Below are 24,959 nucleotides of genomic sequence, written 5' to 3'. Positions count from 1 at the left end.
GCCCGGAGCGCCGCCCCGGGCCCTTCTCGCAGGTCGGCGCCGGTCAGCGAACCGGGTGGCCCGCCGCCGCCAGGGCTTGCTTGACCTCCGCGATGCGCAGATCACCGAAGTGGAAGACCGACGCGGCCAGGACCGCGTCCGCGCCCGCCTCGATCGCCGGCGGGAAGTGGTCGAGGCGCCCCGCGCCGCCCGACGCGATCACCGGCACCGTGACGTGGCGGCGGACCGCCGCGATCATCTCGGTGTCGTAGCCGTCCTTGGTGCCGTCCGCGTCCATCGAGTTGAGCAGGATCTCGCCCGCCCCCAACTCGGCCGCGCGGTGCGCCCATTCGACGGCGTCGATGCCCGTGCCCGTGCGGCCGCCGTGCGTCGTCACCTCGAAGGAGCCGGACTCGGTGCGGCGGGCGTCGACCGAGAGGACGAGCACCTGGCGGCCGAAGCGCTCGGCGATCTCGCGGATCAGGTCGGGGCGGGCGATGGCGGCCGTGTTGACGCCCACCTTGTCCGCGCCCGCCCGCAGGAGCTTGTCCACGTCGTCGGCGCTGCGGACACCGCCGCCGACGGTGAGCGGGATGAAGACCTGCTCCGCGGTGCGGCGCACCACGTCGTAGGTGGTCTCCCGGTTGCCCGAGGACGCCGTGATGTCGAGGAACGTCAGCTCGTCCGCGCCCTCGGCGTCGTACAGCTTCGCCATCTCGACGGGGTCACCGGCGTCGCGCAGGTTCTGGAAGTTGACGCCCTTGACGACCCGGCCGTTGTCCACGTCGAGGCAGGGGATCACGCGTACGGCGAGGGTCATGCGTCCGCCGCCGTCCGCCGGTACGCCTCTACCTCGACCTCGACGACCAGGCTCGGGTCGACGAAACCCGACACGATCAGCATCGTGGTGGCGGGCCGCACGCCGTCGAAGAGCTCCTTGTGGGCGCGGCCCACCTCGTCGACGTCCCGGGCGTGGGAGATGTACATACGGGTGCGCACCACGTCCTGGCGGCCGAGGCCCACGGACTCCAGCGCCTCGATGGCGACGCCGAACGCGGTGACCGCCTGCTTGTAGGGGCCCGAATCGTCGATGCGGCCGTTCACCGTCGACGTACAGCCGCCGACCAGGACGAGGCCGCCCGGCAGTTCCACGACGCGCGAGGAGCCGAAGCGCTCCTCGGCGGCGCCGCCGGAGGAGGTCCTGCGGATCTCGCCGCTCATGCCGCCACCACCTTGAGTGCCTCTTCCAGCGTGAAGGCCTTCGCGTACAGGGCCTTGCCGACGATCGCGCCCTCGACGCCGAGCGGGACCAGCTCGGAGATCGCGCGCAGGTCGTCGAGGGAGGAGACCCCGCCGGACGCCACGACCGGCTTGTCGGTGGCGGCGCAGACGTTCTTCAGGAGCTCCAGGTTGGGGCCGGTCAGCGTGCCGTCCTTGGCGATGTCGGTGACGACGTACCGCGCGCAGCCCTCGGAGTCCAGGCGGGCCAGGGTCTCGTACAGGTCTCCGCCGTCGCGGGTCCAGCCGCGGCCGCGCAGCGTGGTGCCGCGCACGTCGAGGCCGACCGCGATCCTGTCGCCGTACTCGGCGATGACCTTGGCGACCCACTCCGGCGTCTCCAGGGCCGCGGTGCCGAGGTTGACGCGGGTGCAGCCGGTGGCGAGGGCCGCCTCCAGGGTGGCGTCGTCACGGATGCCGCCGGACAGCTCGACCTTGATGTCCATGGCGCCCGCGACCTCGGCGATCAGGGCGCGGTTGTCGCCGGTGCCGAACGCCGCGTCCAGATCGACCAGGTGGAGCCACTCGGCCCCGGAGCGCTGCCAGGAGAGGGCCGCCTGGAGGGGCGAGCCGTAGGAGGTCTCGGAGCCGGACTCGCCGTGGACGAGCCGTACGGCCTGGCCGTCGCGGACGTCGACGGCGGGAAGGAGTTCGAGGGGGGCAGCCATCACAGGGTTCCGATCCAGTTGGTGAGCAGCTGGGCTCCGGCGTCGCCGGACTTCTCGGGGTGGAACTGGGTGGCCCACAGGGCGCCGTTCTCCACCGCGGCCACGAACGGCTCGCCATGGGTGGCCCAGCTGACCCGGGGGGAACGGATCTTGGGGTTGGTCACTTCGAGGCTCCAGTCGCGCACGGCGTAGGAGTGCACGAAGTAGAAGCGGGCCTCGGCGTCGAGGCCGGCGAAGAGCTCGCTGTCCTCGGGCGCCTTCACGGTGTTCCAGCCCATGTGCGGCACGACCGGCGCGTTGAGCGGCTCGACCACGCCCGGCCACTCGTCGAGGCCCTCGGTCTCGACGCCGTGCTCGATGCCGCGCTCGAAGAGGATCTGCATGCCGACGCAGATGCCCATGACCGGGCGCCCGCCGGAGAGCCGGCGGCCCACGATCCAGTCGCCGCGCGCGTCGCGCAGCCCCTTCATGCAGGCGGAGAAGGCGCCGACGCCGGGCACGAGCAGCCCGTCGGCGTTCATGGCCCGGTCGTAGTCGCGGGTGATCTCCACGTCCGCGCCGACATGGGCCAGGGCCCGCTCCGCGGAGCGGACGTTGCCGAATCCGTAGTCGAAGACGACGACCTTCTTGGCGGCTGCGCTCATGACCAGACGTCCAGTCGCAGGATGCCGGCGGCGAGGCACATCACGGCGCCGAAGGAGAGGACCACGATCAGGCTCTTCGGCATCCCCTGCTTGACGAAGGAGATGATTCCGCCGACCAGGAAGAGGCCGAGCACGATCAGGATGGTGTTGAGGCCGTTCATGCTTACAGGGCACCCTTGGTGGAAGGAAGGATTCCGGCGGCCCGCGGGTCCCGCTCGGAGGCGTAGCGCAGCGCGCGGGCGAGCGCCTTGAACTGGCACTCCACGATGTGGTGCGCGTTGCGTCCGTACGGTACGTGAATGTGCAGCGCGACCTGCGCCTGGGCCACGAACGACTCGAAGATGTGCCGGGTCATGGTGGTGTCGTACTCGCCGATCATCGGCGCCATGTTCTCGGGCTCGGTGTGCACGAGGTAGGGGCGGCCGGAGAGGTCGACGGTGACCTGGGCGAGCGACTCGTCGAGCGGCACGGTGCAGTTGCCGAAGCGGTAGATGCCGACCTTGTCGCCGAGGGCCTGCTTGAAGGCGGCGCCGAGCGCGAGCGCGGTGTCCTCGATGGTGTGGTGGGTGTCGATGTGCAGGTCGCCGTCGGTCTTGACCGTGAGGTCGAACAGGCCGTGGCGGCCGAGCTGGTCGAGCATGTGGTCGTAGAAGCCGACCCCGGTCGACACATCGACCTTTCCGCTGCCGTCGAGGTCGATCTCGACGAGGACGGACGTCTCCTTGGTGGTGCGTTCCACCCTGCCAACGCGGCTCATGCGCTCTGCTCCTTCTTGAGTTGACGGACCGCGTCGAGGAACGCGTCGTTCTCGGCCGGGGTGCCCGCGGTGACCCGCAGCCATCCCGGCACTCCGTTGTCCCGGACCAGGACGCCCCGGTCGAGGATCCGCTGCCACGCGGTGTGGCTGTCGTCGAAGCGGCCGAACTGGACGAAGTTGGCGTCCGACTCGGTCACCTCGTAGCCGATCGCCCGCAGCTCGGCGACGAGCCGGTCCCGCTCGGCCTTCAGCTGCTCGACGTAGCCGAGCAGGATGTCGGTGTGCTCCAGGGCCGCAAGCGCGGTGGCCTGGGTGACGGCCGACAGGTGGTACGGCAGCCGTACCAGCTGGACGGCGTCGACCACCGCGGGGTGCGCGGCGAGGTAGCCGAGGCGCAGCCCGGCGGCGCCGAACGCCTTGGACATGGTCCGCGAGACCACCAGGTTCGGGCGGCCCTCGATGAGCGGGAGCAGCGAGTCGCGGTGGCTGAACTCCACGTACGCCTCGTCCACGATCACCATCGACGGCTTCGCCGCCTGGGCCGCCTCGTACAGCGCGAGGACCGTCTCGGCGGTGACCGCGGTGCCGGTCGGGTTGTTGGGCGAGGTGATGAAGACGACGTCCGGGGTGTGCTCGGCGATGGCCTGCTCGGCCGCGGCGAGGTCGATGGTGAAGTCCTCGTTGCGCGGTCCCGAGATCCAGCCGGTGCCGGTGCCGCGGGCGATCAGGGCGTGCATCGAGTACGAGGGCTCGAAGCCGATCGCGGTGCGGCCGGGGCCGCCGAAGGTCTGGAGCAGCTGCTGGATGACCTCGTTGGAACCGTTGGCCGCCCACACGTTCCCGGTGGCGACCGGGTGCTTGCCGGTACGGGTGAGGTAGCGCGCCAGCTCGGTGCGCAGCTCCACCGCGTCGCGGTCCGGGTAGCGGTTGAGGCCCCGGGCCGCCTCGGCGACCCGCTCCGCGATCCGCGCGACGAGCGGCTCGGGCAGCGGGTACGGGTTCTCGTTGGTGTTCAGCTGGACGGGGGTGTCCAACTGGGGCGCGCCGTAGGGGGACTTGCCGCGCAGCTCGTCGCGCACGGGCAGGTCGTCGATGGAGGTCACCCGCTCGGCGGTGGTCATGCGCTCGGCGGTGGTCATGCCGTCGGTGTCGGTCATGCGGTCGGCACCTTCCACCCGCTGTGCCCGTTTGGTTCGGCTCCGCCGAAACGCGCCTTGAGCGCGGCACCGTGCGCGGGCAGGTCCTCGGCCTCGGCGAGGGTCACCACGTGGTGGGTGACCTCGGCGAGCGCGTCGCGCGTGTAGTCGACGATGTGGATGCCGCGCAGGAAGGACTGCACGGACAGGCCCGAGGAGTGGCAGGCGCAGCCGCCGGTGGGCAGCACGTGGTTGGAGCCGGCGCAGTAGTCGCCGAGCGAGACCGGCGCCCAGGGCCCGACGAAGATCGCGCCCGCGTTGCGGACCCGGTCGGCCACGGCGGCGGCGTCGGCGGTCTGGATCTCCAGGTGCTCGGCGCCGTACGCGTCGACGACCTTGAGGCCGTCCTCCAGGGAGTCGACGAGGACGATCGCGGACTGGCGCCCGGCGAGGGCGGGCTTGACCCGGTCCTCGATGTGCTTGGTCGCGGCGACCTGCGGCTCCAGCTCCTTCTCGACGGCTTCGGCGAGCGCGAGGGAGTCGGTGACCAGGACGGCGGCGGCCAGCGGGTCGTGCTCGGCCTGGCTGATCAGGTCGGCGGCGACGTGCACCGGGTCGGCGGTGTCGTCGGCGAGGACGGCGATCTCGGTCGGTCCGGCCTCGGTGTCGATGCCGATGCGTCCGGTGAAGTACCGCTTGGCGGCGGCGACCCAGATGTTGCCGGGGCCCGTGACCATGTTGGCCGGGGCGCACCCGTCCGGCCCCTCGGTGCCGTACGCGAACATCGCGACGGCCTGGGCGCCGCCCACCGCGTACACCTCGTCGACGCCGAGCAGCGCGCAGGCCGCCAGGATCGTGGGGTGCGGCAGGCCGTCGAAGTCGGCCTGCGGCGGGGAGGCGAGCGCGATCGAGCCGACCCCGGCCTCCTGGGCCGGGACCACATTCATGATCACCGAGGACGGGTAGACCGAGCGGCCGCCCGGCGCGTACAGGCCCACGCGCTCGACCGGCACCCACTTCTCGGTCACGGAACCACCGGGCACCACCTGCGTGGTGTGGGGAGCGCGGCGCTGCTCGCCGTGGACGATCCTGGCGCGCCGGATGGACTCCTCCAGGGCGGCCCTGACCTGCGGGTCGAGCTCGGCGAGGGCTTCCTTGAGCGCCTCGGCCGGCACTCGCACCCGGTCGAGGCGCACACCGTCGAACTTCTCCGCGTACTCGATCAGCGCCGCCGTGCCACGATGATGCACGTCCTCGCAGATGGGCCGCACCTTGTCCAGGGCGGCTTCCACGTCGAACTCGGCACGGGGCAGCAGGTCGCGCAGGGCGCCACCCTCGGGGAGGGTGTTGCCGCGCAGATCGATTCGGGAGATCACGTATCCAATTCTCTCAGACGGCTCCGGAGGACTGGACGCCTGTATCAGTGGCTGATACGCGACACGGGCGTCACCCCCTGTCACCTCCGGCCACTAGCGTTCCTCCTGTCAGGGTGGACGGCGAGGGGGACGGCATTGACCGAAGCGCCCGATCTCGGGGAGGCACCGGACTGGCTCAGCCCGGCGGAGCTGGGCATGTGGCAGGCCTTCCGCAACGGCAGTACGTACGATCTGCGCTCCCGCAATCCGGTCCGTGACGACCCGTTCGCGGCGCGCCCCTGGGGCCCCGAGCGCAGTGTGCGGGCCAGGGTCGTGGCGCTGCTCCTGCTGAGCGGGCCGCCCGCGCTGCCCGGCCGGGTCGCCGCGCTGAAGCTCACCGGGGTGCAGATCACCGGCACGCTCAACCTGTCGGGCGGCCGGATCACCCCGTACGTGGAGCTGAACAGCTGCCGGTTCGAGAACGAACTCCTGCTCCCCGAGGCCCACTTCACCACCGTACGCATGGTGAGCTGCGCGCTTCCCCGGGTCGAGGCGGCCCGGCTGACCACCGAGGGCGACCTGCATCTGGCGCGCTGCCGGATCGCGGGCGGCATCCGCCTGACCGACGCGCACATCGGCACCGACCTGCTGCTCAGCCAGGCCGTGGTGCACGCCGACCGCAACGGACGCTCGATCGCGGCGGACGGGCTCCTGGTCGCCCAGGACCTCCAGGCCGACCTCATCGAGTCCTACGGGGAGGTCAGCCTGCGCGCCGCGAAGGTGGGCGTGACGCTGAGCCTGCGCGGCAGCAGGCTGATCAACCCGGACGGCCAACGGGCGCTGAACGCGCCGCAACTGACCGTGGAGCGCACCCTGTACCTGACCTCGGCGGCCGTCTACCCCAGCGGCAACCAGGCGGGCACCACCCCGCCGTACGGGACTCCGTACGGCGCTTCGTACGGGTCGCCCTACGGGACGAACTACACCAACACGCCGGTGCGGGGCACCCTTATTCAGCCGTTCGAATGCCGGGGCGGTCTGCGTCTGGACGACGGGCGGTTCGGGGACGCGGTGGACCTGGCGCAGTCCCGCATCGTGATGAGCGACGCGCAGGAGCTGTCGCTGCGCCGCATCCAGACGCCGGAGCTGCGCTTCACCGGGCAGCGCTCCGAGCACGGCAAGGTGGTGCTCTCCGGCGCCCGGGTCGTCAACCTGGTCGACATGGCGGACAGCTGGCCGGGACCGGGCCACCTGACCATGAACGGCTTCGCCTACGAGAACCTCATCCCGATCGGCGCGTTCACGCTGGCCCAGCGCCTGGACTGGGTGACGGCGGCGACCCCCGAGTACGGGCCCGAGCCCTACGAGCGGCTCGCCGGCGTGCTGCGGGGCAGCGGCGAGGACGCGGACGCCCGCGAGGTGCTGCTCGCCAAGCAGCGCAGGCGCCGCGAGACGCTGCCGCTGGCCGGGAAGGCCTGGGGCGTGCTCCAGGACATGACGGTGGCGTACGGCTACCGGCCGGGCCGGGCCGCGCTGTGGATGGCCGTCCTGTGGGCGGCCGGCACCCTCGCCTTCTCGCACTACGACCCCCGGCCGATCAAGGCCGACGAACACCCCGACTGGAACGCGGCGCTGTACGCCCTGGATCTGCTCGTCCCGGTGGTCAACCTGGGCCAGGACGGCTATTGGCGGCTCTCCGGCGTCTGGCAGTGGGCGGCGGCCCTGCTCATCCTGCTTGGCTGGATCCTGGCGACGACGGTGGCGGCGGGCGCGTCCCGGCTGCTGCGGCGCAGGTGAGCCACGGGCCGTGGGAGAGCTGGGGCGGCGAGGGGCGCCCGGGTGCTTTCCGCAGCGTTTTCGCGGGCCGTGCCCGAGGTCTTCACGCGTTCCCCGTGGGGCACGAGGTGGCCGAATTTGCCGGGCCTTGACCCCGCGTCGTACAACCCTCACCACCGATACGAAAGCTTCACAGCGGCCCCCTGGCGCCACCCCCACCTGCGGATTTCAATGGTCCACACCATGACTTTCGTATCCGCGCTGATCCGCACCGCACGGCGGGCCCGGCACGTGACCAAGCTCTCGGCTCCCTTCGAGCCGGGGCGACCCCACGGCCTGACCGCGGCCGGGATGTCCGACGGCCGGGACGTGCTCCTCGACGCCCCCGACGCCCGGCTCGCCCCCGCGCTGGTCTCCGCCGCGCTCGGTGAGTACGAGGCGGCGGCCAAGCTCCTCGCCACCACCCGCGAGCTGGCCGAGTGGGAGAACCGCGACCGCTACACGGTGCGGCTCGCGGCCTTCGCGGTGAACAGACCGGAGTGGCTCGCCGACTGGCTGGCCGCGGCGCCCCGCGACCCGGACGCGCTGCTCGTCAAGGCGGAGCTCGCGATCGTCGAGGCCTGGGGATCGCCCGCGCGGGCCGAGCGGCTGCGCGACGTGGCCCCGCTGATCCTCTCCGCGGCCGACGGCGACCCCGCCGACCCGGTGCCGTGGCGGATCGCCCTCGACCACGCCCGCGGCACCCATGCCTCACACACCGTCTTCGAGGAACTGTGGGGCGAGGCCATACGGCGTTCCTCCCACCACTACGGCTGTCATGTGGCGGCGCTCCAGTACCTCTCGGCCCAGTGGTACGGCTCGCACCGCGAGTGCTTCGACTTCGCCGAGCGGGCCGCCGAGGACTCCCTGCCGGGCTCCCTGATCCGCGCGCTGCCGGCGCGGGCCGCCTTCGCCTACATGGTGGGCGGCGGCGGGCACAGCATTCCGTACGAGCGGATCGACGCGGCGGCCGATCTCGGCATCGAGCTGTCCGCCGCCTACGAGCCGGGCGACCCGTGGCCGGCCGAGGTGCGCAATCTGCTCGCGTACGTCCTCGTCGTCCGCCGGCGCTGGCCGGAGACCCTGGAGGAGTTCCGGCGGATCGGGCCGTACGCGACGTCTTTCCCCTGGCTGCATCTGGCCGCGGATCCGCTGGGGCAGTTCCTGGAGCTGCGCGAGTTCGTCCGCTGCGAGGTCGCCGCGACCATGCCCTGGGGACGGGAGCGGCAGAAGCCAGGACGAGCCCGGTCCGACGGCCATTACGCTTGAGCGTTGTGACCACCGCACGCCTCCCCCTCTTCCCGCTCAACTCGGTCCTGTTCCCCGGGCTCGTCCTGCCGCTGAACATCTTCGAGGAGCGCTATCGCGCCATGATGCGCGATCTGCTGAAGACCGGCACCGACGCCTCCGGCCTCTCCCGGCCCGAGGGCGAGGCCGGCGACGAGCCGCGCCGTTTCGCCGTCGTGGCGATCCGGGACGGGCGGGAGGTCGCCCCGACCGCCCCGGGGCTCCCCGACCAGACCGCCCAGGCCGACAAGGGCCCCGCGGCCGGCTTCGGCGCCGACCCGATCCAGGCCTTCCACCGGGTGGGCTGCATCGCGGACGCGGCCACCATCCGGGAGCGCTCGGACGGCAGCTTCGAGGTGCTCGCCACCGGCACCACCCGCATCCGCATCCTGTCGGTCGACGCGAGCGGGCCGTATCTGACGGCCGAGTACGAAGAGGTGCCGGAGGAGCCGGGCGAGGAGGCGGGTGCGCTCGCCGAGGGCGTGCTGCGCGCCTTCCGCTCGTACCAGAAGCGGCTCGCGGGCGCCCGTGAGCGCTCCCTCGCCGGGACCGCCGACCTGCCCGACGAGCCTTCGGTGGTGTCCTTCCTGGTCGCCGCGGCCGCGGTCCTCGACGTCCCGGCCAAGCAGCGCCTGCTCCAGGCGCCCGACACCGCGACCCGGCTGCGCGAGGAGCTCCAGCTGCTGCGCGCGGAGACCGCGGTCATCCGCCATCTGCCGTCGCTGCCCGCGGTGGATCTGACGCGCACCCCGACCAGCCCCAACTGACCCAGCGGAGGGCCGCCTTGGCCAAGAAGAAGCAGCAGAGCGCGGGCACTCCGGCGACGGTGGCCCTGACGGCGGCGGGCACCGCGTTCACCGTGCACGCCTACGCGCACGACCCGGCCTCCGCCTCGTACGGCGAGGAGGCCGCGCAGGCCCTCGGGGTGAGCGCGGAGCGGGTGTTCAAGACGCTGGTCGCCGACGTGGACGGCGAGCTGACGGTGGCGGTGGTCCCGGTGGCGGGCTCCCTCGACCTCAAGGCGCTCGCCTCGGCGGTCGGCGGCAAGCGGGCCGCGATGGCCGACCCGGCGGCGGCCGAACGCACCACGGGCTACGTGCGCGGCGGCATCTCGCCGCTGGGCCAGCGCAAGAAGCTCCGTACGGTCCTGGACGACTCGGCGTCGGCGCACGCCACGATCTGCGTCTCGGCGGGCCGCCGCGGCCTGGAGGTCGAGCTGTCCCCCGCCGACCTCGCGGCCCTCACGGGGGCGCTGCTCGCACCGATCGGGCGCGGCTAGCGGATCTCGGGGCCGGCCCGGCCGCGCGGCAGCCCGGGGCCGCGGTCGGCGGTTGCCGGGAAGCGGTTCTCAGAAGCCGGAGGCGCCGGGTCCCTGCGGGTCCGCGTCGAGCGGGGGCACCTGCCACGCCGGTTCCGGATCGCGGGGCGCGAACAGGGCCGTGAGGCCCAGATGGACGGCCATCGCGGCGATCGGCCAGGCGAGCAGCGCGCCCTTGGCGTCGAGCTTGAGCGGGGCGTCGAAGGTGACGCCCTTGCCGGCCGCCTTCGCCGCGGCCACCACGTCCTGGTTGGGCCCGAGCCAGATGCCGAGGCGCCAGGCGAGGAGCGAGCCGAGCAGGCTGCCCACGGCGAGCCCGGCCACCAGGGCGATTCCGCCCGTGCGGCGGAAGAGGAAGACCGCGGCGGCGCTCACCACGCCGAGCCCGAGCGCGATCAGGGTGAACGTTCCGTCAGCTCCGATCGCCTCCTCCCCCTCGGTGTCCTTGAGGAAGACGGCCTTGTCGTCGGCGATGAGCGGCACCCGCGGCGCCAGCCACAGCCACAGCAGTCCGAGGGCCACCCCGGCCACCGCCACCGCGACGGCGACGATCACCGCGTCCCGCACGTCCTTCTTCATGGTGGGCGCCTCCTCGACGGCTCCGAGGTGGGCTCCCCCGGCGTGCGTCTGCCACGGGTCGTCGCCCGAGGGCTGCTGATGGGGCGGTGTCAGAGGTGCGGTCACCCTGACATCGTGCCAGGCGTGTCTGTGCGCCGCCTCACCGGACCGCTGCCCGGCGGTAGGCCCACGCCGCCACGGCGAGCGAGACGACGCCGACGGCCGCGCACACACCGAGGTCGAGCCCGACCAGACCCCAGTCGGGGTGCGCGTCGAAGCTGTGCGCGAAGGCCTCCACGCCGTAGGTGGAGGGCAGCAGATCACGGGCGTACGCGATCGGGGCGGGGAGCCGGCCGGGCGGGAGCACGCCGAGCAGCAGCGCCGCCGACATGCCCAACTGGCCGAAGAGCGTGGCGAGTTCCTGACGGGGCGCGAGGAGCCCGAGGGCCGCGCCGAGCCCGGCGAGGGCGGCTCCGGCGAGCGGGATCACCGCGGCCAGGATCCACAGGTGCCCCATCGGAAGCCCGAACAGGAGGCAGCCGAAGACGGCGGTGACGGCGGTGCCGGGCACGGTGAAGGAGGCGTACGCGGCGGCCGTGCCGAGGACCACGGAGGCGGGCGGCACGGGCAGCGTCGCGTAGTGGTCGAGGCCGCCGTCGGCGCGCAGCCGGCCGAAGTACTGGGCGAGCAGGTTGAGGGCGACGAAGGCGACGACGAGCACGCTCGATCCGGCGACCACCGCGCGGGCCTCGCCGCCGCCGTCCACGACGCCCCGCATGAGGATCATGATGCCGACGGACTGGAACGTGGCGACGAACAGGAGCGGGATGCGCGAGACCCGGGCCCGCGACAGCTGGGCGCGGTAGACGGCGGCGAGCGCGGGCAGCAGCCGGGCGCGGGGGGCGAGCGCCGCCGCGTCGACGGCGCCGGGGCGCTCGGCGGCTCCGCTCGCCGGGGCCCGGCCGCCGACGGTCTCGACGCTGCTCTCCAGGGGAATGGCGCTCACGCCTTCACCAGCCCTTCCGTGCGGCCGCCGAGGGCGAGGTAGACGTCTTCCAGGCTCGGCGTGGCCAGGGTGAAGTCGTCGAGGGCGGCGAACGCGGGGCCGCCGGTGACGGTGGCGACAGCGGCGCGGGCCCGCTCGGGGCTGAGCCGCAGCGTCCAGCGCCGGCCGGACTCCTGGGCGGACGCGCGCAGCGCCGCGACTTCGGGGACCTCGACGGGGGCGCGGTCGCGCCACACGAGTTCGACCCGCACCTCGTCGGCGACGCGGGCCTTGAGCCCGGCGGGGGTGTCGCAGGCGATGACCCTGCCGCGTTCGATGACGGCGACCCGGTCGAGCACGGTCTCGGCCTCGATGACGTTGTGGGTGACGAGCACGACGGTCGCGCCGCGTTCAGCCCTGCGCCGGTCGACGGCGGCCCACACGGCGCGCCGGGCGACCGGGTCCATGCCGGTGGTGGGCTCGTCGAGGACGAGGACGGGGCGTTCGCCGACGAGGGCGGTGGCGAAGCAGGCCAGCCGCCGCTGCCCGCCGGAGAGCTTCTTGAGCGGGCGCCCGGCGATCTCGTCGAGGCCCAGTTCGACGAGGACGGCGTCGCGTTCGGCGCGGGCCTCGCGCAGGGTGAGGCCGCGCAGCCGGCCGGTGGTCTCGGCGGCGAGCGACACGGTCAGCTCGTCCAGCGCGGTGGACTCCTGGCCGAGGTAGGCGATGAGGCGCGCCGCGCGTTCGGGGTGGCGGACCAGGTCGTGGCCGAGCACATCGACCGAGCCGGCGTCGGGCCGCATCAATCCGGTCAGCTGGCGCACGAGGGTGGATTTGCCGGCGCCGTTGGGGCCGAGCAGGCCGAAGATCTCGCCGCGCCGCACGTCCAGGCTGATCCCGTCGGTGGCCCGGACCTCGGGCGTACCGGGCGCACCTCGCCCGCCCCGGGCCGCGGGGTATGTCTTGACCAGGCCCCGCACCGTGCAAACGGTGCCGGCCCGTGCCGCTGCTGTGCCGGTACTCACGGAGAACGAGCCTAAGGGGTCCCGGGACCGCTCCGGCCCCGGGGGCGGCCCCGAACCGCCCCTCGGTGCGGGGCTACTCGCCGGCCGGCTGGCGCTCGGCGGCGGCCCGGACGTCGATCTCGCGCCAGAACCCGGCCCGGATCGCGTACCGGTCGTGCTCGTCGATCTGGTCGTCCTTGTGCGCGAGGAGGCCGAACCGGGCGGCGTAGCGCAGGAGTTCGCCGTCGATGCGGTGCGGGATGCGCGGGTACATGGTGGACAGCTTCTGTACGTGCGTGGGCTCGGGGAGCCGCTCCATCCAGCGGCGCGCGAAGACCTGACCCACTTCGTAGGGGTCGCCGCCGACGGTGGTGATGTCCTCCTCGCGGTCGGCCCAGCGCTGCTCCGCGCTGGTGAGCTGGGCGAGGGTGGGCAGGGAGGCCGTCTCGGGGGATTCGCCGAGCGCGGAGCCGGGCCGCTCCACCCAGCCCTTGTCGGAGGACCAGCGCAGGGTGGCCGATGCGGGCGCGGGGGCGGCCGGGGTGCTGCCGGGGCCGCGCAGGGAGGCCAGGTCCTTCGGGGTCGGTACGCCCTTGGCGCCGGCCGGGGCGGGCGCGGCGGCGCCGTTCTCACCGGGGGCCTCGGCGGGCGCGGCGGGACCCCGTCCGGCGGCGGCCTGGGCGGCTTCGGCGGCCCGCTCGGCGGAGGCGGCGAGCGCCGACTCGGGCAGCGGTGCGGAGAGGATGGCGGCGATCTCGGGGCGGGGCGCGGGGGCGGGGGCGCAGATGCCGGTGAGGTCGCGGGCGCGTACGGCGCGGGTGATCCAGGCGCGGTCGAGGACCCGGCGCTCGTCGGCCTCGGCGACGAGGTCCTCGGACTGGTTGTAGTCGCCGTCGGCGGCCTGCACGGCCCACAGGTGGACGGCGACGCCGTGTTCCTTGGCGGACATCAGGCCGGGGAGCAGATCGCCGTCGCCGGTCACCAGGACCACGTCCGAGCAGGCGCGGTTGCGGGCGAGTTCGGTCAGCTCGGCGTGCATCGCCGCGTCCACGCCCTTCTGCGCCCAGCGGCCGTCGCTGCGGGTCAGGGCGCCGAGGCGGACCGTCACCCTGGGCATCACGCGCAGCCGGCGGTGTTCGGGCTGCGGGACACGGTCGGGGGCGCCGTCGAACCAGTAGATGCGCAGGAGCGGCTGCTGCGTATCGGCTTCGGCGCGCTCGCGCAGCCCCTGGATCAGGGCGGCGTGGTCGACGGTGATGCGGGAACGGGCCGGTTCTCCGGCGAGCAGACTCGCGGCGGCACCGAGCAGGTAACCGGCGTCCACCAGGACGACGCAGCGGTCCATGCGTTCCACCCTCTTTCGGGAACGGAAAAGCCGAAGAAAAAGAAATCAGGAGCGGGATGCGGAGGATCACCGAATGAACTTCGGGTTTCCTTCGAGTCTGCCCGACCGTGCGGGGGTTGAGCACCGGAACTCGATCATCGGCGTGGCGGATTGGGGCGTCACCTCACCGTCACGCACGGTAATGATCCGAAATGCGACCTTTGTCCTTCTGTGTGAGTCTGGCAGCGGCCCTGGCCCCGAGTTCCCCCACAGGAGGCAGCACCATGGCCAAGAACAAGAACCGCAAGTCGGGCAGTCAGCAGGACCGCTCCAGCGCCGCCGAGCGCGGGCAGGAGCAGGCGAAGGAATCCGCGATGGAAGCCCAGTCCGCGAGCCAGTCGATGGGCCAGGGAAGCCCGTCCGATGTTGCCCGTAAGCACCAGCGTCGCTTCGGTCATAACTAGCCCGTCATCCCATGAGGAAGGGACGCACCCGACGGGGTGCGTCCCTTTCTCGTGCACGGGCGGTGCCGGACCTCAGCCGGCCAGGCAGGACGGGCCGAGCAGCACCTTCAGATCGCCGAAGAGGGCGGGATCGGGCTGGACCCGGTGCCGGTCGAGCCGGAGCACGGTCGTCGAGCGCGGCCCCTGGAGCTTGATCCGCACCTCGGTGTTGCCCCGGTGGTGCCCGAGGATCTCACCGAGCCTGCTGACCATCGGCGGGGTGACCTTGACGGTCGGGATGGTCAGGACGACCGGGGCGTTGGTGCCGGCCGAGGAGAGGTCGGGGACCATCAGCTCCATCGCGACCAGACGCGGGATGTCCTCGCGCTTGTCGAGGCGGCCCTTGACGAACACCACGGCGTCCTCGACGAGCTGCGTCGACACCAGCTGGTAGGTGGCCGGGAAGAACATGCACTCGATGGAGCCGGCCAGGTCCTCCACGGTGGCGATCGCCCAGGCGTTGCCCTGCTTGGTCATCTTGCGCTGGAGGCCCGAGATGATGCCGCCGATGGTGACGATCGAGCCGTCCGAGTAGTCCCCGCCGGTGAGCTGGCCGATGCCCGCGTCCGCCTTGTCGGACAGGACGTGCTCCAGGCCGAAGAGCGGGTGGTCGGAGACGTACAGGCCGAGCATCTCGCGCTCCTGGGCCAGCAGGTAGGACTTCTCCCACTCCACGTCGCCGAACTCGACGTCGAGCCCGAAGCCCGGCTCGCTGGTGTCCTGCTCGCCCATGCCGCCGAAGAGGTCGAACTGCCCCTCGGCCTCCTTGCGCTTGACCTGCACCACATTGTCGATCATGGGCTCGAACTGGGCGGTGAGGCCCTTGCGGGTGTGGCCCATCGTGTCGAAGGCGCCCGCCTTGATCAGCGATTCCGTGGTGCGCTTGTTGCAGGCCACCACCTCGACCTTGTCGAGGTAGTCGGGGAACGAGCTGAACTTCCCCTTGGTCTTGCGCGACCGGATGATCGACTCGACCACGTTGGTGCCGACGTTGCGCACGGCTTCGAGGCCGAAGAGGATCACGTCGTCGCCCTGGGCGGCGAAGTTGTGCACCGACTCGTTCACGTTGGGTGGCAGCACCTTGATGCCCATGCGCCGGCACTCGTTGAGGTAGACGGCGGACTTGTCCTTGTCGTCCTTGACCGAGGTGAGCAGCGCCGCCATGTACTCGGCCGGGTAGTTGGCCTTCAGGTACGCGGTCCAGTAGGTGACCAGGCCGTACGCCGAGGAGTGCGCCTTGTTGAACGCGTATCCGGCGAACGGGACCAGGACGTCCCACAGGGCCTGGATCGCCGCGTCGGAGTAGCCCTTCTCCTTCGCGCCGGCCTGGAAGAGGACGAAGTTCTTCGCCAGCTCCTCGGGCTTCTTCTTGCCCATCACGCGGCGCAGGATGTCGGCCTCGCCCAGCGAGTAGCCGGCGACGATCTGCGCGGCCTTCTGGACCTGCTCCTGGTAGACGATGAGGCCGTAGGTGAGGCCCAGGGTCTCCTTGAGCGGCTCCTCCAGCTCCGGGTGGATCGGGGTGATCTCCTGGCGGCCGTTCTTGCGCTCGGCGTAGTTCGTGTGCGAGTTCATGCCCATCGGGCCCGGCCGGTACAGGGCCGAGACGGCGGAAATGTCCTCGAAGTTGTCGGGCTGCATCTGGCGCAGCAGCGAGCGCATGGGGCCGCCGTCGAACTGGAAGACGCCGAGGGTGTCGCCGCGGCAGAGCAGTTCGAAGGTCTTGGGGTCGTCGAGCGGGAGGGAGAGCATCTCCAGGTCGATGCCCTTGTTGGCCTTCACCATCTTGACGGCGTCGTCCATGATGGTCAGGTTGCGCAGGCCCAGGAAGTCCATCTTCAGCAGGCCGAGCGACTCGCACTGCGGGTAGTCCCACTGCGTGATCGTCACACCGTCGGTGTGCCGCACCCAGATCGGCGCGTGGTCGACGATCGGCTCGCTGGACATGATGACGCCGGCCGCGTGCACGCCCATCTGCCGGACCAGGCCCTCGACGCCCTTGGCGGTGTCGATGACCTTCTTCACGTCCGGCTCGTTCTCGTACATCCCCCGGATCTCGCCGGCCTCGCTGTAGCGCGGGTGCTTGGGGTCGGTGATGCCCGAGAGGTCGATGCCCTTGCCGAGGACGTCGGCCGGCATCGCCTTGGTGAGGCGGTCGCCCATCGCGTACGGGTAGCCGAGGACGCGCGCGGAGTCCTTGATGGCGTTCTTCGCCTTGATCTTTCCGTAGGTGCCGATCATGGCGACCTTGTCGGAGCCGTACTTCTCCGTCACGTACCGGATCACCTCGACGCGCCTGCGCTCGTCGAAGTCGATGTCGACATCGGGCATGGACACGCGCTCGGGGTTGAGGAACCGCTCGAAGATCAGGCCGTGCGTGATCGGGTCGAGGTCGGTGATGCCCATCGCGTACGCCACGATCGAACCGGCCGCCGAACCACGGCCGGGGCCCACGGCGATGCCGTTGTTCTTGGCCCACATGATGAAGTCGGCGACGACCAGGAAGTATCCCGGGAACCCCATCTGGATGATGATGTCCATCTCGTACTCCGCCTGCTTCTGGCGGTCCTCGGGGACACCTCCCGGATAGCGGCGCTCCATGCCGACCCGGACTTCCTCCTGGAACCAGGTGACCTCGGTGTAGCCGTCCGGGATCTCGAACTTCGGCATGAGGTTCTTGGCCTCGAACATGCCGGTCGTGTCGATCTGCTCGGCGACGAGCAGGGTGTTGGCGCACCCCTGCTGCCAGGCGTCCGAGGAGTCGATGGCGTACATCTCGTCCGTGGACTTGAGGTAGTAGCCCGTGCCGTCGAAGCGGAAGCGGTCCGGGTCCGAGAGGTTCTTGCCGGTCTGGATGCACAGCAGCGCGTCGTGCGCGGTCGCCTCGTGGGCGTAGGTGTAGTGCGAGTCGTTGGTGACCAGCGGCGGAATGTTGAGCTTCTTGCCGATCTCCAGCAGGCCGTCGCGGACCCGGCGCTCGATCTCGATGCCGTGGTCCATCAGCTCCAGGAAGTACCGGCCCTCGCCGAAGATGTCCTTGTAGTCGGAGGCCGCCCGCACCGCCTCGTCGAACTGGCCGAGCCGCAGCCGCGTCTGGACCTCGCCCGAGGGGCAGCCGGTGGAGGCGATGAGCCCCTCCGACCACTGCGAGATCGTCTCCTTGTCCATCCGGGGCCACTTCTGGAGCCAGCCCTCGGCGTAGGCGTCGGAGGAGAGGCGGAAGAGGTTGTGCAGACCCGTCCTGTTCGCCGCCCAGATCGTCTTGTGCGTGTAACCACCCGAACCGGACACGTCGTCGCGCTTCTGGTGCGGCTGGCCCCACTGGATCTTGCGCTTGTTGCGCCGCGACTCGGGGGCCACGTACGCCTCGATGCCGATGATCGGCGTGACGCCCGCCTTCTTCGCCGTATGGAAGAAGTCGTAGGCGCCGTGGAGGTTGCCGTGGTCGGACATGGCGATGTGCGACATGCCCATCTCGTTGCAGGCCTCGAACATGTCCTTGAGCCGCGCGGCACCGTCCAGCAGCGAGTACTGGGTGTGGACGTGAAGGTGCGTGAACGGTGTCTTGGACGTGCCAGTCACGGGTGGGGCCTCCAGCGGCGAGGGGGGTTCACGGAGCGGGTGGGACAGCCTCGGAGTCTACGTCGCCGCACCGACAGCCGAGGGGGAACCGGGTCGGGAAGCCCGCCGGCGAGGGGCGGCGGCCGGGCGCGGCGCGCGGGCACTTGGCGGTACGGTCGCGCGTTGGAAGGGGCACACCCCGTTCCGATCGTGATCCAGGCAGTACGCACCAGGAGGCACCCAGCGATGTCGGCCACGCAGCCCAGCGCGCAGACGCGCGGCGAAGAGATACTCGCCGTTTTCGAGACCGCGTTCGGCCGGCTCCTGGCCGCCGACCCGGCCGCCTTCCGGGTCAAGTTCCGCAAGATGGCCGCCTCCGCGTTCGCCTTCTACCGGGGCACCGCCTGCCTGTTCTACTCCGACCTGGAGAAGGAGCGGCACGGCGGCCCCTATCTGGACGAGCGCACCGGCCGGGTCTGGATCCACGGCGATCTGCACGCCGAGAACTTCGGCACGTACATGGACGCCAACGGCCGGCTGATCTTCAACGTCAACGACTTCGACGAGGCCTACGTGGGCCCCTTCACCTGGGACCTGAAGCGGCTCGCGGCCTCGCTCGCGCTGATCGGCTACACCAAGGCGTTCAGCGACGAGCAGATCACCGCCCTGGTGCGCACCTGCGCCACCGCCTACCGCGAGCGCATCCGGGCGCTGGCCTCGGGCGCCAAGGAGGACGAGGTCCCGCCCTTCACGCTCGACACGGCCGAGGGCCCGCTCCTGGGCGCGCTGCGCGACGCACGGGCGCGGACCCGGTTCGCGCTGCTCGACTCGATGACCGAGATCCGCGACCACGAGCGCCGGTTCACCGAGGACGACGGCTCGATCGAGCTCGACGCGGCGACGCGGTACAAGGTGCTCGCGGCCTTCGACGGCTATCTGGAGACGCTGCCCGAGGAGAGCCTGGTGCGGCCGGACTCCTACCGCGTCAAGGACGTCGTGGGGCGGCGCGGCATCGGGATCGGCTCGGCGGGCCTGCCCTCGTACAACATCCTGCTCGAAGGGCACAGCGACGCCCTGGAGAACGATGTGGTGATCTACATCAAGCAGGCCCAGACCCCGGCCGTCTCGCGGCACATCACGGACCCGGCGGTGCGCGGCTACTTCCAGCACGAGGGGCACCGCACGGTGATCTCGCAGCGGGCGCTGCAGGCCGCCGCCGACCCGTGGCTCGGCTGGACCGAGCTGGACGGCGCGGGCCAGCTGGTCGCCGAGGTCTCGCCGTACGCGGTGGACCTCGACTGGTCGGACATCGACGATCCGGACGAGATCGCGGCGGTCGTCGCCGACCTCGGCCGGGCCACCGCCACGATGCACGCGGCGGCGGACGACGAGAGCGGCCACTCCGAGCTGGTTCCGTTCTCCACGGAGCGCGCCATCGACGCGGCGATCGCCGCCGACGAGGAGGGCTTCGCGGAGCTGCTCGTCGAGTTCGCGCACGGCTACGGGGCGCGGGCTCGGGCGGATCACCAGATCTTCGTCGACCTGTTCCGCAACGGCCGGATCCCGGGGCTCTAGGGCCTGTCCGGCGGGCCGGGCGGGCGGGCCGCCGCGGCCGTGACCCGCCGGTCCCGCCGGTCTCACCGAACTCTTAGGCACGGCATACGGCACGGCATGGCACACTCACCCGCGATGGACATATCCGGGACGCAGCTCAGAGCGGCACGCGCGGCGCTTTTCACGGCGCTCGTCGTGACGCTCTCCGCCGCGTCCCACGTGCTGCTCTCCCGGGTCCCGCTGCCGCTGACGCTGGTGGCGGGCGCGGCCTGCGCGGTCTTCGTCATCGCGTACGCCGTGGCCGGCCGCGAGCGCGGATTCTGGGCGATCGCGGGGACCCTGGTCCCGCTGGAACTGGCCGCCGACACCCTGTTCACCACCGGCCAGCACGTCTGTTACGGACCGGCGGGCGGTCCCGTGGCGGGCGCCCTGCGCGCGGTCGGCGTCGACGTGCTGTGCGGCGGCGGCACCCTCGGGGCGGTGCCCGCTCCGGCCAGCGCGGCCACCCTGCTCACCCATCCCGGCCCCGCCGTGCCCTGGCTGCTGCTCGCGGCCCACCTGGGCGTCGGGCTGCTCGCCGCCCTGTGGCTGCGGCGCGGCGAGGCGGCCCTGGCCCGGCTGGTGCGCGCGGTCGCCGCCCGCACCTTCCGGCCGCTGCTCGTCGCGGTCGCCGTGGTGCGCGCCGCCGCCGACGGCGCCCGCGGGCCCGCCCGCCCGGCACACCACCGGCCCGGCCCCTCGCGCACCCGGCTCCTGGTGCACTCCCTGGCACGAAGGGGACCGCCCTGCCCGTCGCTCGGCCTGGTCTGAGCACAGCACCGCAGTTCCCCGACCTTCCCCACCTGCCATCCGGAGAGAAACATCATGAGTTCCCGCAACAGCCAGGCCAACAAGGCTGCCGCCCGCGACCGACTGCGGGCGGAGCGCGAGCGCGAGGCGAAGAAGGCCAAGACCCGCCGCCAGATCATCGTGGGCGTGTCCGTCGTCGCCGTCCTCGCCGTCGTCGGCGGCGGCGCCTACCTGATCAAGGAGTCCATGAAGCCTTCCGCGTGGACGGCCGCCAAGGACAAGACGCTGGTCAAGCCCGCCAACACGGCGGGCAGCGACGGCACGACCGTCGTCATCGGCAAGGCCGACGCCAAGAAGACCCTGGAGATGTACGAGGACCCGCGCTGCCCGATCTGCTCGCAGTTCGAGCAGACCGTCGGCCCGACGATCAAGAAGGACGTCGACGCGGGCAAGTACAAGATCCAGTTCATCGGCGCCACGTTCATCGACAACGGCAGCCCCGGCACGGGCTCCAAGACCGCCCTGAGCGCCCTCGGCGCGGCGCTGAACGTGAGCCCCGAGGCGTTCCTGGACTACAAGTCGGCGCTCTACTCGGCGAAGTACCACCCCGAGGAGACCCAGGACAAGTTCAAGGACCGGGACTACCTGATCCAGATCGCGGACACCGTCCCGGCGCTCAAGGGCAACGCGGGCTTCCAGAAGGCCGTGAAGGACGGCACCTACGACAAGTGGGCGCTGACCATGTCGGACAAGTTCAACAGCAGCGGCGTCCAGGGCACGCCGACGCTGAAGATGGACGGCAAGAAGATCACCGACGGTGCGTCGGACAACGCCCCGATGGACGCCGCGAGCTACGCGACCGCCATCGACAAGGCGCTCAAGGGCTGATCACAGCCTGAACCCGGCCTGAACCCGGCGGCCCGCGACGCGTGCGCGGCCCGTCCGGGCGCGCGAAGAACCGACGCGGACGGCCGACACGAACGGGCAGTGCGAACCTCCGGGTCCGTACTGCCCGTTCGGGGTTTTCGCGGCTACGCCAGGCTGTCGAGGAAGCCGAGCGCGGTGCGCCAGGTCTGCTCCGCGGCGGCCTCGTCGTAGTCCGGCAGGTACGGGTCGGTGTAGAGGTGGCCGGCGCCCGGGTAGCGGTAGATCTCCACGTCCGCGCCGGCCCGCCGCATCTGGAGGTACCAGGAGTTGAGCCAGTCCGCGGACTCGAACGGGTCGGGGTCGGCGACGTGCAGCTGGACGGGCAGCTCGTCCACGGCCGCGTTCTCCGCCATGTCCGACGTGCCGTGGAACAGCAGCAGGCCGCGGGCGTTGGCGTCACCGAGCGCCAGGGTCTGCGCGATGGACCCGCCGAGCGAGAACCCCGCGTAGACGAGCCCACGCTCCGAGTAGGGCGCGGCGGCCAGGACGGCCCGCTTCAGGAGCTCGTCCTTGCCGATCTCCTCCCTGATCCCGCTGCCTTCCTCGACGGTCTCCACGGTGCGGCCTTCGTACAGGTCGGGGACGTGCACCTGGTGACCGGCGGCCCGCAGCCGCTCCGCCGCCTCCTGTACGGCGGGACGCGGACCGTAGACCGAATGGAAAAGCATGATGTTCATGAGGCCATCGTGCCAGTTACGGTCGGGGGCATGGAGAACGTACTGCGTCCGTTGATCGTCATCGGCGGCTCGGTCGTCCTCGCGCTCTTCGTGGGATGGCTTGCCGACCGACTGCTGAGCCGGGCCGACGCCCGGGACCGCGAGACCCCGCTGTGGGGGCTGCTGCGCCGCTGCCGCATACCGCTCAACCTCGTCATGCTCACCGCGATCCTGCGCGGCTCCTACGACGAGATCAAATGGAACCCCGTCCAGGAGCACGAAGCCGGCCTCGGCCAGTTCCTGACGCTGGTCCTCATCGGCGCGAGCTCCTGGCTCGTGGTGCGGATCGCCACGGCCGTCGTGGAGTCCTCGTACACCCGGTACGCGGCCTCCACGCGTGACCCCGCCCGGGTCCGCCGGGTCCGGACCCAGGTCACGCTGATCCAGCGGGTGGTCAGCGCGATCGTCATCGTGGTGGCGATCGCGGCGATGCTGCTCACCTTCCCCGCGATGCGGGCGGCGGGCGCCTCCCTGCTGGCCTCGGCCGGCATCGTGGGCATCGTCGCCGGTGTCGCCGCCCAGTCCACCCTCGGCAACCTCTTCGCCGGGCTCCAGATCGCCTTCGGCGACATGGTGCGGCTCGGCGACACCGTGGTCGTCGACGGCGAGTGGGGCGTGGTCGAGGAGATCACGCTGACCTATCTCGCGGTGCGCACCTGGGACGAGCGCCGCCTGACCATGCCGGTGTCGTACTTCACCAGCAAGCCGTTCCAGAACTGGTCGCGCGGCGGGGTGCAGATGACCGGCACCGTCTACTTCCACCTGGACCACTCGGCGCCGATCCCGCTGATGCGCGAGCGGCTCGCCCTGATCCTCAAGGAGTGCCCCGCCTGGGACGGCCGCGACTTCTCCCTCACCGTCACCGACACCACCCCCTCGACGATCGAGGTGCGCGCCGTGGTGACCGCGAAGGACGCGGACGACATCTGGACGGTCCGCGTCACGGTCCGCGAGCAGATGGTGGCCTGGCTGTACGAGGAGCACCCGTACGCGCTGCCGAGGATCACCACCGAGGCGCAGCCGCCGACCCCCCGCTCCCGCCCGGCCGTCGAGGACGAGCGCCCCTAGGGTCTGTCCGGCGGATCTGGTCGCCGTCGAGGTCGTTCGGCCTTGTAGGACAGGCCCTAGGGCCCGTCCGGACCCGGAGCCCCCGGGGTCAGCGCAGGCTGCGGACGTCCAGCTGGCGCAGGACCCGGTCGACGATCTCCGGGTCCGCGCCCGGCTCGTTGCGCGCGGACAGCACCTCGTGCCGGGCGGCGGACATCATCTCGCGCTGGATGCGCTGCACGGCCCGGATCCGCTCCACCCGCTTCGCGTACGAGGCGCGGCGCTCCTCGTCGACCATGTCGGGGCTGATCTTCGCGCCGACGTCGTACGCCCTGCGGTGCAGCTGCTCCATGACCTCCTCGGGCAGCTCCTCGACGTCCTGGATCTCCTTCAGGCGGCGCTTGGCGGCCTTCGCGGCGCGGATCGCCAGGTCCCGTTCCAGGAGGCGCTCGGCGTCGGTGTCGGCGCGCACGCCCAGCCTCTTGACCAGCCAGGGCAGCGTGAGTCCCTGGAAGACCAGGGTGGTCATGATCACGGCGAAGGCGATGAAGATGATCTCGTCGCGGCCGGGGAAGGGAGCGCCGTCGTCCGTCTTCAGCGGGATGGCGAGGGCGAGGGCGACCGAGGCCACGCCCCGCATCCCGGCCCACCACATGACGATGGTCTCCCGCCACGACGTCGGGATCTCCTCGTCGTAGTCGCGCTTGGTGTGCAGCCGCTTGGCGAGCCAGGTCGCCGGGAGCAGCCACAGCAGCCGTACGCCCACGACGACGCCGACCACGACCGCCGCCCAGCCGAACATGTGCGATTCGCTGCCGGTCGCGGTGCCGAACACGTTGTGGAGCTCCAGCCCGATCAGGCCGAACGCGACGCCGGTCACCAGGGTGTCGACGATCTGCCAGAAGGTGGCTCCGGCGAGCCGGCCCTGGACGTCGTCGGCGTCCATCGTGTGCTCGGCGAGGAACAGGGCCACCGTCAGGACGGCGAGGACGCCCGAGCCCCCGAACTCCTCGGCCAGGACGTAGCCGACGAACGGGACGAGGAGGGTGAGGCCGATCTGGAGCGTGGGGTCGCCAAGGAGCCCCATCAGCTTGTTGGCGAGCCAGCCGAGCGCGAGACCCACGACGACGGCGACCACGGCGGACAGCACGAGCTTGCCCGCGGCCGACGCCCAGGAGAAGCTCCCGGTCACGACCGCGGTGATCGCCACGTGGTAGAGCACGATCGCGGTGACGTCGTTGAACAGGCCCTCGCCCTCCAGGATCGACACCAGGCGGCGCGGCAGCCCCAGCGAGCCGGCCACCGCGGTCGCGGCCACCGGGTCGGGCGGCGCCACCAGCGCGCCCAGCGCGACGGCGGCGGCGATCGGCAGGCCGGGCACGATGGAATTGGCGACCGCCGCGACGGCCGCCGTGGTCACGAAGACCAGCGCGACGGCGAGCAGGAAGATCGGCCGGAGGTTGGCGGTGAACTGCCGCCAGGAGGTGCGCTGCACCGACGCGTAGAGCAGCGGCGGCAGTACGAGCGGCAGGATGAACTCGGGCTCGATCGTCACGTTCGGCACGAACGGCAGGAGCGCCATCGCGATCCCGCCGAGCGTCATGAGCACCGGGGCGGGCAGCCCGAGGCGCTCCCCCAGAGGGACCGTCACCACCGCGCCGAGTAGGAGCACGAGCAGCAGGGCGAGCTGGTCCACTGGATGCCCTCCGGGCGGTGCGGGCCTGGACGGCCTTGACGATCAAGACCTCAAGCGT

General features: G+C 71.6%; 24 protein-coding genes. 9 read left to right on the top strand and 15 right to left on the bottom strand.

Annotated features, from left to right (window positions below; all coding sequences use genetic code 11):
- Nucleotides 1-43: 43 nt before the first annotated feature.
- Genes hisF through hisD form a run of 8 tightly spaced genes read right to left on the bottom strand, consistent with a single transcriptional unit; the run spans nucleotide 44 to nucleotide 5,838 of the window.
- A complete protein-coding gene (hisF, locus tag OOJ98_RS06880; protein WP_267053722.1) occupies nucleotides 44-799 on the bottom strand; it encodes an imidazole glycerol phosphate synthase subunit HisF in 756 nt (251 codons plus the stop codon).
- Nucleotides 796-1,200 (bottom strand): Rid family hydrolase, encoded by a 405-nt coding sequence (locus OOJ98_RS06875; RefSeq protein ID WP_267053721.1) that lies wholly within the window; start codon nucleotides 1,198-1,200, stop codon nucleotides 796-798. Before OOJ98_RS06875 ends, hisF begins: the two co-directional genes overlap by 4 nt.
- A complete protein-coding gene (priA, locus tag OOJ98_RS06870) occupies nucleotides 1,197-1,925 on the bottom strand; it encodes a bifunctional 1-(5-phosphoribosyl)-5-((5-phosphoribosylamino)methylideneamino)imidazole-4-carboxamide isomerase/phosphoribosylanthranilate isomerase PriA (protein WP_267053720.1) in 729 nt (242 codons plus the stop codon). The genes OOJ98_RS06875 and priA overlap by 4 nt, the downstream gene beginning before the upstream one ends.
- Nucleotides 1,925-2,569 carry an imidazole glycerol phosphate synthase subunit HisH gene (gene hisH, locus OOJ98_RS06865; protein WP_267053719.1) on the bottom strand — a complete coding sequence of 215 codons (645 nt, stop codon included), beginning with the start codon at nucleotides 2,567-2,569 and terminating at the stop codon, nucleotides 1,925-1,927. Before hisH ends, priA begins: the two co-directional genes overlap by 1 nt.
- Entirely contained in the window at nucleotides 2,566-2,730 is a 165-nt protein-coding gene (locus tag OOJ98_RS06860; RefSeq protein ID WP_267053718.1) for a hypothetical protein, read from the bottom strand. The genes hisH and OOJ98_RS06860 overlap by 4 nt, the downstream gene beginning before the upstream one ends.
- 2 nt (nucleotides 2,731-2,732) lie before the next feature.
- Nucleotides 2,733-3,326: an imidazoleglycerol-phosphate dehydratase HisB gene (hisB, locus tag OOJ98_RS06855; protein WP_053727805.1), complete on the bottom strand. Its 594-nt coding sequence runs from the start codon at nucleotides 3,324-3,326 to the stop codon at nucleotides 2,733-2,735.
- Nucleotides 3,323-4,447 carry a histidinol-phosphate transaminase gene (locus tag OOJ98_RS06850; protein ID WP_267055545.1) on the bottom strand — a complete coding sequence of 375 codons (1,125 nt, stop codon included), beginning with the start codon at nucleotides 4,445-4,447 and terminating at the stop codon, nucleotides 3,323-3,325. Before OOJ98_RS06850 ends, hisB begins: the two co-directional genes overlap by 4 nt.
- Before the next feature lie 32 nt (nucleotides 4,448-4,479).
- Nucleotides 4,480-5,838, bottom strand: coding sequence for a histidinol dehydrogenase (gene hisD, locus OOJ98_RS06845; protein ID WP_267053717.1), 1,359 nt, complete (start codon nucleotides 5,836-5,838; stop codon nucleotides 4,480-4,482).
- A gap of 135 nt (nucleotides 5,839-5,973) precedes the next feature.
- Here hisD and OOJ98_RS06840 point away from each other — a divergent pair, with 135 nt between their 5' ends.
- The 4 genes from OOJ98_RS06840 (at nucleotide 5,974) to ybaK (ending at nucleotide 10,198) form a co-directional block, all read left to right on the top strand.
- Nucleotides 5,974-7,614 carry an oxidoreductase gene (locus OOJ98_RS06840; RefSeq protein ID WP_267053716.1) on the top strand — a complete coding sequence of 547 codons (1,641 nt, stop codon included), beginning with the start codon at nucleotides 5,974-5,976 and terminating at the stop codon, nucleotides 7,612-7,614.
- Nucleotides 7,615-7,824: 210 nt separating this feature from the next.
- Nucleotides 7,825-8,901, top strand: coding sequence for a hypothetical protein (locus OOJ98_RS06835; protein ID WP_267053715.1), 1,077 nt, complete (start codon nucleotides 7,825-7,827; stop codon nucleotides 8,899-8,901).
- Nucleotides 8,902-8,906: 5 nt separating this feature from the next.
- Nucleotides 8,907-9,686, top strand: coding sequence for an LON peptidase substrate-binding domain-containing protein (locus OOJ98_RS06830; RefSeq protein ID WP_267053714.1), 780 nt, complete (start codon nucleotides 8,907-8,909; stop codon nucleotides 9,684-9,686).
- A 17-nt stretch (nucleotides 9,687-9,703) separates the two neighbouring features.
- Nucleotides 9,704-10,198, top strand: coding sequence for a Cys-tRNA(Pro) deacylase (gene ybaK / locus OOJ98_RS06825; protein ID WP_267053713.1), 495 nt, complete (start codon nucleotides 9,704-9,706; stop codon nucleotides 10,196-10,198).
- A 69-nt stretch (nucleotides 10,199-10,267) separates the two neighbouring features.
- Here the strand turns inward: ybaK and OOJ98_RS06820 are convergent, their stop codons facing one another.
- The 4 genes from OOJ98_RS06820 to OOJ98_RS06805 form a co-directional block, all read right to left on the bottom strand.
- Nucleotides 10,268-10,921 carry a hypothetical protein gene (locus OOJ98_RS06820; protein ID WP_267053712.1) on the bottom strand — a complete coding sequence of 218 codons (654 nt, stop codon included), beginning with the start codon at nucleotides 10,919-10,921 and terminating at the stop codon, nucleotides 10,268-10,270.
- Between the two features lie 34 nt (nucleotides 10,922-10,955).
- Nucleotides 10,956-11,801, bottom strand: coding sequence for an ABC transporter permease (locus OOJ98_RS06815; protein WP_267053711.1), 846 nt, complete (start codon nucleotides 11,799-11,801; stop codon nucleotides 10,956-10,958).
- Nucleotides 11,798-12,805, bottom strand: a complete 1,008-nt coding sequence (locus OOJ98_RS06810; protein WP_267053710.1) for an ABC transporter ATP-binding protein — start codon at nucleotides 12,803-12,805, stop codon at nucleotides 11,798-11,800. The genes OOJ98_RS06815 and OOJ98_RS06810 overlap by 4 nt, the downstream gene beginning before the upstream one ends.
- 73 nt (nucleotides 12,806-12,878) lie before the next feature.
- The gene (locus OOJ98_RS06805; RefSeq protein ID WP_267053709.1) at nucleotides 12,879-14,129 is read right to left on the bottom strand and encodes an NYN domain-containing protein; all 1,251 of its coding nucleotides are present in this window, start codon (nucleotides 14,127-14,129) and stop codon (nucleotides 12,879-12,881) included.
- Nucleotides 14,130-14,392: 263 nt separating this feature from the next.
- Between OOJ98_RS06805 and OOJ98_RS06800 the strand changes: the two genes are divergently transcribed.
- Nucleotides 14,393-14,572 carry a hypothetical protein gene (locus OOJ98_RS06800; RefSeq protein ID WP_267053708.1) on the top strand — a complete coding sequence of 60 codons (180 nt, stop codon included), beginning with the start codon at nucleotides 14,393-14,395 and terminating at the stop codon, nucleotides 14,570-14,572.
- Nucleotides 14,573-14,644: 72 nt separating this feature from the next.
- On the opposite strand, the gene dnaE is transcribed toward OOJ98_RS06800, so the two are convergent.
- Nucleotides 14,645-18,193 carry a DNA polymerase III subunit alpha gene (dnaE, locus tag OOJ98_RS06795; protein ID WP_267053707.1) on the bottom strand — a complete coding sequence of 1,183 codons (3,549 nt, stop codon included), beginning with the start codon at nucleotides 18,191-18,193 and terminating at the stop codon, nucleotides 14,645-14,647.
- Between the two features lie 225 nt (nucleotides 18,194-18,418).
- On the opposite strand from dnaE, the gene OOJ98_RS06790 reads away from it, so the two are divergent.
- The 3 genes from OOJ98_RS06790 (at nucleotide 18,419) to OOJ98_RS06780 (ending at nucleotide 21,403) form a co-directional block, all read left to right on the top strand.
- Entirely contained in the window at nucleotides 18,419-19,747 is a 1,329-nt protein-coding gene (locus OOJ98_RS06790; RefSeq protein ID WP_267053706.1) for a DUF2252 domain-containing protein, read from the top strand.
- Between the two features lie 114 nt (nucleotides 19,748-19,861).
- Nucleotides 19,862-20,536, top strand: a complete 675-nt coding sequence (locus tag OOJ98_RS06785) for a hypothetical protein (protein ID WP_267055544.1) — start codon at nucleotides 19,862-19,864, stop codon at nucleotides 20,534-20,536.
- 54 nt (nucleotides 20,537-20,590) lie between these two features.
- Nucleotides 20,591-21,403 carry a thioredoxin domain-containing protein gene (locus OOJ98_RS06780; RefSeq protein ID WP_267053705.1) on the top strand — a complete coding sequence of 271 codons (813 nt, stop codon included), beginning with the start codon at nucleotides 20,591-20,593 and terminating at the stop codon, nucleotides 21,401-21,403.
- Nucleotides 21,404-21,546: 143 nt separating this feature from the next.
- On the opposite strand, the gene OOJ98_RS06775 is transcribed toward OOJ98_RS06780, so the two are convergent.
- Nucleotides 21,547-22,119: a dienelactone hydrolase family protein gene (locus OOJ98_RS06775; RefSeq protein ID WP_267053704.1), complete on the bottom strand. Its 573-nt coding sequence runs from the start codon at nucleotides 22,117-22,119 to the stop codon at nucleotides 21,547-21,549.
- A gap of 30 nt (nucleotides 22,120-22,149) precedes the next feature.
- Between OOJ98_RS06775 and OOJ98_RS06770 the strand changes: the two genes are divergently transcribed.
- Nucleotides 22,150-23,226: a mechanosensitive ion channel family protein gene (locus OOJ98_RS06770; protein ID WP_267053703.1), complete on the top strand. Its 1,077-nt coding sequence runs from the start codon at nucleotides 22,150-22,152 to the stop codon at nucleotides 23,224-23,226.
- Nucleotides 23,227-23,314: 88 nt separating this feature from the next.
- On the opposite strand, the gene OOJ98_RS06765 is transcribed toward OOJ98_RS06770, so the two are convergent.
- Complete coding sequence (locus OOJ98_RS06765) at nucleotides 23,315-24,901, bottom strand: Na+/H+ antiporter (RefSeq protein WP_267053702.1); 1,587 nt, start codon at nucleotides 24,899-24,901, stop codon at nucleotides 23,315-23,317.
- Nucleotides 24,902-24,959: the final 58 nt, after the last annotated feature.

The sequence above is a fragment of the Streptomyces sp. NBC_00083 genome, assembly GCF_026343295.1.
GTDB lineage: Bacteria > Actinomycetota > Actinomycetes > Streptomycetales > Streptomycetaceae > Streptomyces.
This window is presented reverse-complemented; position numbering and strand designations above follow the sequence as displayed.